General features: G+C 70.6%; 10 protein-coding genes and 1 pseudogene. 3 read left to right on the forward strand and 8 right to left on the reverse strand.

Annotated features, from left to right (window positions below):
• Positions 1-62: 62 nt before the first annotated feature.
• Complete coding sequence (locus tag B0W88_RS09565) at positions 63-959, reverse strand: DMT family transporter (protein ID WP_233151669.1); 897 nt, start codon at positions 957-959, stop codon at positions 63-65.
• Positions 952-1,593, reverse strand: a complete 642-nt coding sequence (locus B0W88_RS09570) for a LysE family translocator (RefSeq protein ID WP_077034434.1) — start codon at positions 1,591-1,593, stop codon at positions 952-954. Before B0W88_RS09570 ends, B0W88_RS09565 begins: the two co-directional genes overlap by 8 nt.
• A 74-nt stretch (positions 1,594-1,667) precedes the next feature.
• Here B0W88_RS09570 and B0W88_RS09575 point away from each other — a divergent pair, with 74 nt between their 5' ends.
• Positions 1,668-3,068 carry a PLP-dependent aminotransferase family protein gene (locus B0W88_RS09575; RefSeq protein WP_144006687.1) on the forward strand — a complete coding sequence of 467 codons (1,401 nt, stop codon included), beginning with the start codon at positions 1,668-1,670 and terminating at the stop codon, positions 3,066-3,068.
• Between the two features lie 74 nt (positions 3,069-3,142).
• Entirely contained in the window at positions 3,143-3,961 is an 819-nt protein-coding gene (locus B0W88_RS09580; RefSeq protein ID WP_083748682.1) for a fumarylacetoacetate hydrolase family protein, read from the forward strand.
• On the opposite strand, the gene B0W88_RS09585 is transcribed toward B0W88_RS09580, so the two are convergent.
• From B0W88_RS09585 to B0W88_RS09595, 3 genes are all read right to left on the reverse strand, one after another.
• On the reverse strand, positions 3,958-4,779 hold the full coding sequence (locus B0W88_RS09585) for a hypothetical protein (protein WP_077034435.1): 822 nt from the start codon (positions 4,777-4,779) through the stop codon (positions 3,958-3,960). The two genes, B0W88_RS09580 and B0W88_RS09585, sit on opposite strands and share 4 nt — an antisense overlap.
• Positions 4,780-4,949: 170 nt before the next feature.
• Complete coding sequence (locus tag B0W88_RS09590) at positions 4,950-6,830, reverse strand: ATP-binding cassette domain-containing protein (RefSeq protein WP_077034436.1); 1,881 nt, start codon at positions 6,828-6,830, stop codon at positions 4,950-4,952.
• Positions 6,831-6,856: 26 nt separating this feature from the next.
• The gene (locus tag B0W88_RS09595) at positions 6,857-7,738 is read right to left on the reverse strand and encodes a LysR substrate-binding domain-containing protein (RefSeq protein ID WP_083748683.1); all 882 of its coding nucleotides are present in this window, start codon (positions 7,736-7,738) and stop codon (positions 6,857-6,859) included.
• Between the two features lie 87 nt (positions 7,739-7,825).
• Here B0W88_RS09595 and B0W88_RS09600 point away from each other — a divergent pair, with 87 nt between their 5' ends.
• On the forward strand, positions 7,826-8,560 hold the full coding sequence (locus B0W88_RS09600) for a sulfite exporter TauE/SafE family protein (RefSeq protein WP_077034447.1): 735 nt from the start codon (positions 7,826-7,828) through the stop codon (positions 8,558-8,560).
• On the opposite strand, the gene B0W88_RS09605 is transcribed toward B0W88_RS09600, so the two are convergent.
• The 3 genes and pseudogenes from B0W88_RS09605 to B0W88_RS09615 all read right to left on the reverse strand — a co-directional run.
• The gene (locus tag B0W88_RS09605; RefSeq protein ID WP_077034437.1) at positions 8,550-9,662 is read right to left on the reverse strand and encodes a DSD1 family PLP-dependent enzyme; all 1,113 of its coding nucleotides are present in this window, start codon (positions 9,660-9,662) and stop codon (positions 8,550-8,552) included. The genes B0W88_RS09600 and B0W88_RS09605 overlap by 11 nt on opposite strands.
• Positions 9,659-10,495 (reverse strand): S-formylglutathione hydrolase, encoded by an 837-nt coding sequence (gene fghA / locus B0W88_RS09610; protein ID WP_077034438.1) that lies wholly within the window; start codon positions 10,493-10,495, stop codon positions 9,659-9,661. The genes B0W88_RS09605 and fghA overlap by 4 nt, the downstream gene beginning before the upstream one ends.
• A 20-nt stretch (positions 10,496-10,515) precedes the next feature.
• Positions 10,516-10,653 (reverse strand): annotated as a pseudogene (locus B0W88_RS09615) (S-(hydroxymethyl)glutathione dehydrogenase); the annotation flags it as partial.

Genomic DNA, 10,653 nt, shown 5'->3' on the forward strand with positions numbered 1-10,653 from the left:
GCGCGCTTGGGTCCAGGGGGAAGTCATCCGCACAGCTTTCAGGTTAGGAATTCATCAATTCATCATCGCAGCGCAGGCCCGACCGGCATGCGCTTGCCCAGCCAGACGACGACGATCACCGCAGCAGCGAAGACCAGCGTCGCCGCATCCAGCGTCTCGCCCAGGATAGGCACCGCCAGCAGCATCGACAAGAAGGGCTGCAGCACCTGCACCTGGCTGACGCGCATCGTGCCGCCCAGCGCGAGGCCGCGGTACCAGGCGAAGAAGCCCAGCCACATCGAGAACAGCGAGACATAGGCGAAGGCGCCCCAGGCCGCCGTATCGACCGGATGCGTCGGCCGCCAGGCCCAGGCCAGCGGCGCGGTGAGCGGCAGCCAGATCACCAGCACCCAGCAGATCACCTGCTCGGCGCTGAGCCGCTCGGTCAGCCGCGCGCCGCTGACATAGCCGCCGGCCGCGCTCAGCAGCGCAAGCAGCAGCAGGCCGTCGGCCCACTGGAAGCCGGCCGCGCCGCGCCACCAGGCGAAGGCCAGCACCAGCGCCAGCCCGGCCACGGCGCACAGCCAGAATCCGATCGAGGGCCGCTGGCGCAGCGCCAGCGCGGCCACCACTGCCGTCGCCAGCGGCAGCACGCCCGAGACCACCGACGCATGCATTGCATCGACGCTCTGCACCGCCAACGCCAGGAACAGCGGGAAGCCCACCACGACGCCCAGCCCGGTCATCCCGAGGGCCAGCGCCTGCTGCCGGGTCGGCAGCGGCGCGCCCGTGGCCCACAGGTACACCGCCGACAGCAGCCCGGCCACCGCCGCGCGGCCGCTGGTGATGAACAGCGGATCGAGCTGCGCCGCGCCCTGGTGGCCCACGGCCAGGCGCGTCATCGGGATCGTCACCGCGAAGATGAAGACGCCCAAGGCGCCGAGCAGCATGCCGCGGGTGGCGCGCCCCTGCTCAGCCACGCGATGGCTCCAGCAGCAGGCGCACACCCAGCCCGCCGAGCACCGCGCCCATCAGGTAGCGCTGCAGCGCCAGCCAGCCGCGGCGGCGCATCAGCCAGGCGGACAGCGGCGCGGCGAACAGGCAGACCAGCAGGTTCACGCCGGAACCGATCAGCAACTGGGTGCCACCGAGCATCAGGCTCTGCTGCAGCACCGAGCCCTCGCCCGGCACGATGAACTGCGGCAGCACCGACAGGTAGAAGATCGCCACCTTCGGATTAAGCACGCTGGTCAGCAGGCCCATCACGAACAGGCGCCGCGGCGCATGCGCCGACAGCTCGCGCGCCTCGAAGGCGGAGCGCGCGCCGGGCCGCAGCGACTGCCAGGCCAGCCACAGCAGGTAGACCGCCCCGCCCAGCTTGAGCAGCTCGTAGCCCAGCGGCACGGCCATGAACAGCGCCGTCAGACCCAGCGCCGCCGACAGCATGTGCACGCTGAAGCCCAGCACCACGCCGGTCCAGGACATCACGGCCGCCCGCGATCCCTGGCACAGCGAGCGCGACAGCAGGTAGACCATGTTCGGCCCCGGCGTCAGCGCCATCAGCAGCGCCGCGCCGGCGAACAGCAGCAGGGAGTGGGTGAAGCTCAGGCTCATGCGGCCAAGTCTACGGCGCGCAACCAATACAGAACCAGTACACTTTGCATGAGCCCATTCCAATCTGTATTGGCATGCAAACCAGCACAAGCCTGCTCTCCCGCGATGGCGCCACGCCGCTGGCCCGCCAGCTGGCCGACCGTTTTGCCGAGCGCATCGCCCAGCGCCTGCTGCTGCCGGGCACGCGCCTGCCCTCGGTGCGCGACTGCGCGAAGCACCATGGCGTGAGCCCCTACACGGTGGTGGCCGCCTATGACCAACTGCTGGCGCAAGGGCTGCTGGAAGCCCGCAAGCAGCGCGGCTTCTTCGTTCGCGAAACCGCCCTTGCAGGAGGACGACCGCCGCCGGCGCCGCGGCCCGCCTCCGCGCCCTTCGACGCCACCACGCTGATCCGCGGCATGTTCCAGGCCGAGGCCCGCCACGCGCCGGGCCTGGGCACGCTGCCGGCCGAGTGGCTGGACCTGCCGATGATCCAGCAGGCAATGCGCAAGGTGCTGGCCCAGGGCGAGGAGGCCGAGAAGCTCGCACTGCATTACGGCGAGCCGGCCGGCGACCCGCGGCTACGCCAGGCCCTGGCGCGCCGCATGGCCGACGTGGGCATCGCCTGCCCGCCGGAGCAGCTCGTCAGCACCGTCGGCGCCACCCATGCGCTGGACCTGGTCACCCGCGGCCTGCTGCAGCCCGGCGACGCGGTGCTGGTGGACGACCCGGGCTGGGCGATCGAGTACGCGCGGCTGACCGAGGCCGGCATGCGCCTGCTGCCGGTGCCGCGCGGCGCGGACGGGCCGGACCTGGCCGTGATGGAGCGCCTGATCGAGCAGCACCGGCCGCGCATGTACGTCACCGTCTCGGTGCTGCACAACCCCACCGGCCACTCGCTGAGCCTGGCCCAGGCCCACCAGGTGCTGCGCCTGGCCGAGGCGGGCGACCTGCTGATCGTCGAGGACGACACCTATGCCTTCCTCGCGCCCAACCACGCGCCGCGCCTGAGCGCACTGGACGGGTTGCGCCGCACGATCTACGTCTCCGGTTTCTCGAAGATCCTCACGCCGGCCTGGCGCGTCGGCTACCTGGCGGCGAGCGCCGAGCGGGTACGGCGGCTGACCGACCTGAAGCTGCTGTCCACGCTGACCACCAGCCCGCTGCTGGAACGCGCCGTGGCGCTGTGCCTGGAACAGGGCCAGTTGCGCCGGCATGCCGAGCGGGTCGCGGCGCGGCTCGACGCGGCGCGGCTGCGCGCGGTGAAGCTGGCCGCGTCGGCCGGCTGCCATTTCGTCACGCCGCCGCAGGGCCTGTTCGGCTGGATCGACGTGGGCACCGACACCGAGCGCCTCGCCCAGCGCCTGCTGGATGCCGGCTGGCTCACCGCGCCGGGCCTGCTGTTCAGCGCCACGCGGCGCGGCGGCACGCTGATGCGGATCAACTTCGCCACCGCGCAGGATCCCAAGTTCTGGGCGCTGCTGCGCGCGGCATAGCTCGCGCGGCCCGTCCGTCGATGTCAGCCGGCCGAAGGTAGGCATCAGCGCCGCGAGATCGCTACGATCGGGGGATGAGCAAGCGTGACAAAAATGGCGCCCGCCCCAAGCGGGCCCTGCCCGGCAACTCCCGGGTTCTGAGCGTCTTCCTGGGCCAGGCGCTGGCGCGCGGCGAACGCATGAGCGCCGCCGAATGGGTGCTGGGCAGCGAGGAGGAAGCCTATGCGGTGCAAGGCGGCCTGATCGATCTCTTCGGCTGGTACGAGCACGACTACGAACCGGAGTACTGGAAATCCGGCGGCCCTTCGCGTGACGCCAGGTTGACCCATGCGCCACTGCCTCCTGACCGCGCTCGCCAGTACCAAGGGCAGATGCTGGACTTCTCCGACCTGGCCCTGCACAAGCCCGGCGCCGAGGCGGAGATCGCGGTGCGCTTCGGCCGTCCGGTCGCCGGCTGGGAAGCGAAGACACTGACGCCGGCCGGGCTCAACAGCCTGATCCACTCGTTCGCCGTGTCCATCGAGCTGGTCAGCTCGCGCTGGGAGGAAGGCTTCGACGCGCCCCCGCTGCTGCGCCTGGCCGACCTGCAATCGCACGGCGGGCTGGCACTGGGCGAATGGCAGCCCTGGCTACCGGGGCGGGACTGGGCGCAGCAGGCCTGCACGCTGCAGGTCAACGACGAGCCGCCGCTGAGCGCCACCGGGGCCCACCCGCTCGGTGACCCGGCCTGGGGGCTGATCGCCTTCCTGCAGCATGTGACCCGCGATGGCGATGTGCTGCCGGCCGGCAGCGTGGTGACCACCGGCGCCTGGATCGTCCGCCAGGGCCTTCAGGCCGGCGACCGCGTGGCGGTCGCCTTCGACGGCATCGGTGCCGTCGAGTTGCGCGTCTAGGCGCGCTCCCCGCGCCGGGCGCGCAGCCGCGCGCCGATCAGCAGCAGGCCGACACCCATCAGCGCCCATTCCGCCGGCTCCGGCACCGCGACGATGGACACGCCGTCAAGCAGGTCCATGGGAGGGCCCGAACGCGTACCGGGCGCGAAGCTCAGCAGTTCCGAGACGCTGGATGCGGTGAACCTGACGGTGGTCTTCACCCAGTCGGAGTAGCCACCGTAGGGGCCGAAGGTCTGCGAGACGACGCTCAGGTTCACATCCGTCGTCGCACCGGTCAGGGTGACGTCCCACTTGCCCTGCATGGCGGGTTGGGCGCCGGTAGGGAAGGCGCCGCCGAGATTGACGGCAGCCGCCGACCAGAAGCTCAGCTCGTATTGCTGGCCGACGACGAAGCCATGCACATTCTGGGTCAGCGAACCCGTGTTGTAGTGCCCGTTGGACCCGAAGAAGTTGCCGCCGTCCGGGCTCGTCGGAATCACTGAGGGTGCGCCCGAAAGGTTCTTGTCGCTGGCGAGGACGTTGTTGCCCGAAGCCCGCGCCCCGTTGTTCGTCATGACCTGGTGGTTGGCCAGGTCGTCGGCGACGCCGTCTCCATAGACCACCGCGACATAGCCGCGGTTGGTCCAGCCCGGCAGATCGAAACCCCAGGTGGGGTTGTACGGGGAGTTGATGTAGCGGTTGTCCACCGTGGTCTGCTGGACGCCCGCGGGGTTCGTGACCTGCTCGAAACTGCCGTTGACCACGAGGTTCTGCGCGCCGGCCGACGCACTCGACAGCACGCCGGCGGCGAGCGCGACCAGACCGAAAATTCGCTTCATTGCTTGCTCCGTTTCCATCGAAATTGACGATGTGTGGAGCCTAGCGATAGGGGGATCGCGCCGCGCGTCACCCCCCTAACTCGCAGTTGAAGAAGATTCGGACATTGGTCACGGCGCGAGGCGCAGCCCCCTCGTTCGAGTGGGCCACGGGTGCCTTCGCCGAACGTCTGCTACTTCGCCTCGAGCGCTTCCCAGCGCTCCATCAGGACCAGCAACTCCTCGTCGATCGCGCCGGCACGTTCGGTCACCTCGGCGATGCGGGCGGCGCCCTGCGTGTAGAGCTCGGTGCCTTCCAGCAGCGCGTTCAGGTGCTTCTGCTCGGTCTCCAGCGCGGCGATCCTGGCGGGGATCTCGTCCAGCTCGCGCTGCTCCTTGTAGCTGAGCTTCTTCTTGGTGGCGACGACCGGCGCCGGCGCAGGAGCCGCAGGCGCCGGTGCGGCGGCGGCCGGCTGCAACTTGGCGGCGCGCGCCGCCAGTTCGGCCGCGCGCTTCGACTGCACCAGCCAGTCCTCGATGCCGCCCTCGTACTCGCGCCAGCGGCCTTCGCCCTCGTTGACGATGGTGCTGGTGACGACGTTGTCGAGGAAGCGGCGGTCGTGGCTGACCAGGAAGACCGTGCCGTCGTAGTCGGCCAGCAGTTCCTCCAGCAGCTCCAGGGTCTCGATGTCGAGGTCGTTGGTCGGCTCGTCCAGCACCAGCACGTTGGCGGGCCGGGCGAACAGGCGCGCCAGCAGCAGGCGGTTGCGCTCGCCGCCGGAGAGCGTGCGCACCGGCGAATCGGAGCGCGCCGGCGAGAACAGGAAGTCGCCCAGGTAGCTCTTGACGTGCTTCCTCTGCGAGCCGATCTCGATCCACTCGCTGCCGGGGCTGATCGTGTCGGCCAGCGTGGCGTCGAGGTTCAGCGCATCGCGCATCTGGTCGAAGTAGGCGACCGTCATCTTGGTGCCCAGGCGCACGCTGCCGCTGTCCGGCGCCAGCTCGCCCAGGATCATCTTCAAGAGCGTGGTCTTGCCCGCGCCGTTGGGGCCCACCAGGCCGATCTTGTCGCCGCGCAGGATGGTGGCGTTGAACTCGCGCACGATGGTGCGGCCGCCGTAGCTCTTGGACACCTTCTCCAGCTCCGCAACGATCTTGCCGCTGCTGCCGCCGGTGTCGATGTCTAGCCGCACCTTGCCCTGCACGTCGCGACGCGCCGCGTGCTCCGAGCGCATCGCCTGCAGCCGCTGCACGCGCGCCACCGAGCGGGTGCGCCGCGCCTCCACGCCCTTGCGGATCCACACCTCCTCCTGCGCCAGCAGCTTGTCGAAGCGGGCATTGGCCAGCGCCTCGTTCTCCAGCTCGTACTGCTTGGCAGCCTGGAAGGCGGCGAAGTTGCCGGGGTAGCCGCGCAGCTGCCCGCGATCCAGCTCGACGATGCGGTTGCAGACGTTGTCGAGGAAGGAGCGGTCGTGGGTGATCAGCAGCAGCGAGCCCTTGAAGGCGTTGAGCAGTTCCTCCAGCCAGGTGATGGCGTCGAGGTCCAGGTGGTTGGTCGGCTCGTCCAGCAGCAGCACGTCGGGCTGGGCCACCAGCGCGCGGGCCAGGGCCACGCGCTTCTTCAGCCCGCCGGAGAGCGAACCGATCACGCGCGTGCCGTCGAGGTTCAGGCGGTGCAGGGTCTCGTCGACCCGCTGCTCCCAGTTCCATCCGCTGATGTGCTCGATGCGCTCCAGCACGGCGTCCAGGTCGTCGGCCGGATCGTGCCGCTCATAGATCTCGCGCAGCCGGCGCGCCTCGGCCACGCCCTCGCTGACGACGTCGAAGATCGTCGCCTCGGCGCGCAGCTCCGGCTCCTGGGGCACATAGACGCTGGTGAGGCCCTGCTGCAGCTGCAGCAGGCCGTCGTCGAGCTTCTCGAGCCCGGCGAGGATCTTCAGCAGCGAGGACTTGCCGGTCCCGTTGCGGCCGATCAGGCCGACGCGCTCGCCGGTTTCGAGCGAAAAGTTGGCGGCATCGAGCAGGGCGACATGGCCGTAGGCGAGATGGGCGTTGGTGAGGGAGAGGACAGCCATGGGGGCGATTGTCCCCGATGGCCGCGTCAGGCCAGCAGCGCGTCGCGCAGCAGTGCCGCGCCGGCCGTCGGTTCGCCGGACCAGCACAGCAGCAGCCGGCGCGTCGCCCAGGCATCGCGCAGCGGGCGCAGGCGAAGGCGCGGGTCGGGCCAGCGCAAGGCCGCGGCCTCGGGCATCACGGCCACGCCGACGCCCTCGGCCACCAGGCGAGCCACGGCATCGAAGCTGCGCACGCCCAGGCGCTGATGAAGATTGCGCCCGTGGTCCAGCGCGCGGCGCTGGAGGAAGCGGCTGAGGCCGGCCTCCGGCGGCAACCCGACGAAGGGCCGGTCCAGCAGCGCGGCGAAATCCGTCGAGCGCGCCGGGCCCGCGCCGCGCGCCGGCAGCAGCGCGACCAGGCGGTCGATGCCGAAGTCGCGCGCCGCCACCGCATCGTCGAGGCCGACGTGGTCCGCCACCACCGCCAGCTCCACCCGTCCCTGCCGCAATGCCTGCAGCGCCTCGGTGCTGGGCAGCTCGCTCAGCTCCACGTCCAGTTGCGGATGGGCGGCCAGGAAGGGGCCGAGCCGCGGCGGCAGGTGCTCGCTCACGGCAGCGGTGTTGCCGGCCAGCCGCAGCGTGGCGCTCAGCCCGCGCGCGTGGGCGCCCATGTCCGCATGCAGCGCGGCGAGCTGGCGCTGCATCAGCCCGGCATGGCGCAGCAGCGTGCGGCCGGCGTCGGTCAGGGCCACGCCGCGCTTGGACCGCAGCAGCAGCATGGAGCCGCTGGCCCGCTCGAGCTTCTGCAGGCGCACGCTGGCAGACGCCAGCGACAGGTGCATGGCCGCGGCGCCGCCGGTGATCGTGCCGGCCTCGGCCACGGCGGCGAACAGGCGCAGGTCGTAGGGATCGATGCGATGCAGGGCCATGGTGTCTGCCTATCCTTCGGAATCGACTGAGGATAGCAACGGCGATGACCGATGGACAGCCGCGCGGCGGCACCGGACCATGCGCTCATGATGATGAACACCGCCGAGCTGTGGCTGCCCTGCGCCGCGATCTTCGTGCTGGCCGGGCTGGTGAAGGGCATGTCCGGCCTGGGACTGCCGACGCTGTCGATGGCGCTGCTGAGCAGCCTGGTGCGCCTGCCGCCGGCCAGCGCCGCGGCCTTGATGCTGCTGCCGGCGCTGCTGACCAACGTGGCCCAATGCCTCGGGCCGCATGGCGCCTCCCTGCTCCGCCGGCTCTGGCCGATGTGGCTCGCCCTCGCCGCGGCCACGCTGTGGAGCCCGCTCGGCAGCGCGCCGGCGCAGGCGCGCATCGTGCTGGCCGTGGTGCTGATCGCCTACGGCTGCTGGGGTTTGGCAAAACCGAAGCTTCCGTCCTTCGAGCGTTGGCCGCGGACGGCAGCCGTCGTGGCCGGCGCCATCGCGGGCACGCTGGGCGCAGGTACGGGCGTGTTCGTGATGCCGATGGTGCCCTTCATGCAGACGCTGCGGCTGGACAAGACGGCGCAACTGCAGGCCATGGGCATCAGCTTCACGGTCGGCACCGCGGCGCTGGCGCTGCGCCTGGGCAGCGGGATGCCGCAATGGCCCGCGCCGGGCCTGGTGGCCGCCGCCCTCGTCGCCTCCTTCGCCGGGCTGGCACTCGGCAACCGGCTGGTGGGCCGCCTCTCGCCGCTGTGGTTCCAGCGCTTGCTCTACGGCGTGTTCGTCGGCCTGGGCGGCCTGATGCTCGTCAGCGGCTGAGGCCGCGCGCGGCGATCGGCCAGATCGCCTCGACGACGCCACCGCGCAGGCAGACCAGTTCGTCGTGCAGGTTGAAGGTCGGGTCGCAGTGGCCGGGAATCAGCAGCACCTTGTCGCCGAGCACGGGCAGCGGCGCGCCGCGGAGGTTGCCATGCTCGTCGCTGATGACCTCGTAGTTCACGCCCTCGCGGCCCCAGACCCGTGGCAGGCCCGACTCGGCGGACATCGACTTCAGCCCCGCATCGACGATGGCCTGCCGCGCATCGACACGGCTCATCACGCCGGACAGCACGAACAGCGCATGCTCGAAGCGCAGCTCTCCGGCCTCGATGGCGCCGTAGTCCGCGTCCATGAAGGCGTAGGAGCCCGGCTGCAGCTCGGTGTAGACGCCGCCCGCCAGGTCGAACTCCACGCTGCCGCTGCCGCCGCCGGTGACGACCGGGCAGGCCACGCCCTGCGCGGCCAGCGCATCCACGACGGCCTTCGTCCGCGCGCCCGCAGCCAGCGCCGCCTCGCGCCGTTCGGCCAGCGGACGGATGTGCTGCACCCGCCCCTGGTAAGCCTGCAGGCCCTTGAACGAGAGCTGGCCGGGATGCGCTGAAATAACGTGCAAGATCGACAGCACCTCGGCCGCGCCGGCGACGCCGCAGCGGTCCTGGCCGATGTTGATCTCGACGAACACGTCCACCCGGCTGCCCTGTGCCGCGCAGGCCGCAGCCAGCGGCGCCACCTGACTCGCATCGTCCACGCAGACGCTGATCCGCGCGGCCCGCGCCAGCTGGGCCAGCAGCGCCAGCTTGGCCGCGCCGACCACTTCGTTGCTGATGTGCACGTCGGCCACGCCGGCTTCGACAAAGGGCACGGCCTCCGTCACCTTCTGGCAGCACACGCCTACCGCGCCGCGCGCGATCTGGGCCAGCGCCACCTGCGGGGTCTTGTGCGCCTTCGCATGTGGACGCAACGCGAGCCCGGCGGCGCGGGCCTTCGCCTGCATCAGCTCGAGGTTGCGCTCGAAGGCGTCGAGGTCCAGCACCAGGGACGGCGTGTCGATGGCGGCCAGCGGGTCGCCGATGCGGGCGGCGGCGGGGATGGTGAAGCTCATGGTTTCAACAACTGCTCGGCGTGATGCTTCAGATGGTCGTCCACGAAGCTGGCGATGAAGTAGTAGCCGTGGTCGTAGCCTTCCTGGCGGCGCAGCGTCAGCGGCTGGCCGACGGCGGCGCAGGCTTCCTCGAAGTGCTGCGGATGCAGTTGCTCGACGAGGAACTTGTCGTTCAGGCCCTGGTCGATCAGGATGCCGGCCGGATACGGTACGGACTGCTGAGTCTTCATCAGCGCGCTGGCGTCGTGGGCCGGCCAGGTGTCGCGGTCCTCGCCGAGATAGCCGCTGAAGGCCTTGACGCCCCAGGGGCACTGCATCGGCGCGCAGATCGGCGCAAAGGCCGACAGCGACCTGAACACGCCCGGATGCCGCAGCGCCAGCGTCAGCGCGCCATGGCCGCCCATCGAGTGGCCGAAGATGCCGGTGCGGTCGGCCGGCAGGCCGAACTCCTTCTGCACCAGCGGCAGCAGCTCCTCGATCAGGTAGCTCTCCATGCGCCAGTGCTTCGCCCAGGGCTCCTGCGTCGCATCGAGATAGAAGCCCGCGCCGACGCCGAAGTCCCACGCATCGGCCTCGCCCGGCGCGTTGGCGCCGCGCGGGCTGGTGTCGGGCATCAGCAGCGCCAGGCCCAGCTCGGCCGCCGCCTGCTGGGCGCCGGCCTTCATCGTGAAGGTCTCCTCAGTGCAGGTCAGCCCCGCGAGGTAGACCAGCAGTGCCTTGGGCTCGGGCGGCAGGAACAGCGCGAATTTCATCGGCAGGCCGATCTCGGTCGAGTCGTGCCTGTAAAAGCGCTGCCAGCCGCCGAAGGCGCCGTGTTGGCTCAGCTGTTCCATGCTGTCTCCTTCGCGCGAACTCAGAACTCGACGACGGTGCGGATCGAAGTGCCGGCCTTCATCAGGTCAAAGCCCTCGTTGATCCGCTCCAGCGGCAGCTTGTGGGTGATCAGGTCGTCGATGTTGAGCTTGCCGTCCATGTACCAGTCGACGATCTT

It is taken from the genome of Pelomonas sp. KK5, from assembly GCF_001984095.1.
Lineage (GTDB): Bacteria > Pseudomonadota > Gammaproteobacteria > Burkholderiales > Burkholderiaceae_C > KK5.

What these genes read in the sequence shown, in the direction of transcription:
- fghA (WP_077034438.1), bottom strand. Translation starts at nt 10,495, where the DNA reads ATGGAACAGCTGAGCCAACACGGCGCCTTCGGCGGCTGGCAGCGCTTT.
- B0W88_RS09575 (WP_144006687.1), top strand. Translation starts at nt 1,668, where the DNA reads ATGCAAACCAGCACAAGCCTGCTCTCCCGCGATGGCGCCACGCCGCTG.
- B0W88_RS09600 (WP_077034447.1), top strand. Translation starts at nt 7,826, where the DNA reads ATGATGATGAACACCGCCGAGCTGTGGCTGCCCTGCGCCGCGATCTTC.
- B0W88_RS09570 (WP_077034434.1), bottom strand. Translation starts at nt 1,593, where the DNA reads ATGAGCCTGAGCTTCACCCACTCCCTGCTGCTGTTCGCCGGCGCGGCG.
- B0W88_RS09585 (WP_077034435.1), bottom strand. Translation starts at nt 4,779, where the DNA reads ATGAAGCGAATTTTCGGTCTGGTCGCGCTCGCCGCCGGCGTGCTGTCG.
- B0W88_RS09580 (WP_083748682.1), top strand. Translation starts at nt 3,143, where the DNA reads ATGAGCAAGCGTGACAAAAATGGCGCCCGCCCCAAGCGGGCCCTGCCC.
- B0W88_RS09605 (WP_077034437.1), bottom strand. Translation starts at nt 9,662, where the DNA reads ATGAGCTTCACCATCCCCGCCGCCGCCCGCATCGGCGACCCGCTGGCC.
- B0W88_RS09590 (WP_077034436.1), bottom strand. Translation starts at nt 6,830, where the DNA reads ATGGCTGTCCTCTCCCTCACCAACGCCCATCTCGCCTACGGCCATGTC.
- B0W88_RS09595 (WP_083748683.1), bottom strand. Translation starts at nt 7,738, where the DNA reads ATGGCCCTGCATCGCATCGATCCCTACGACCTGCGCCTGTTCGCCGCC.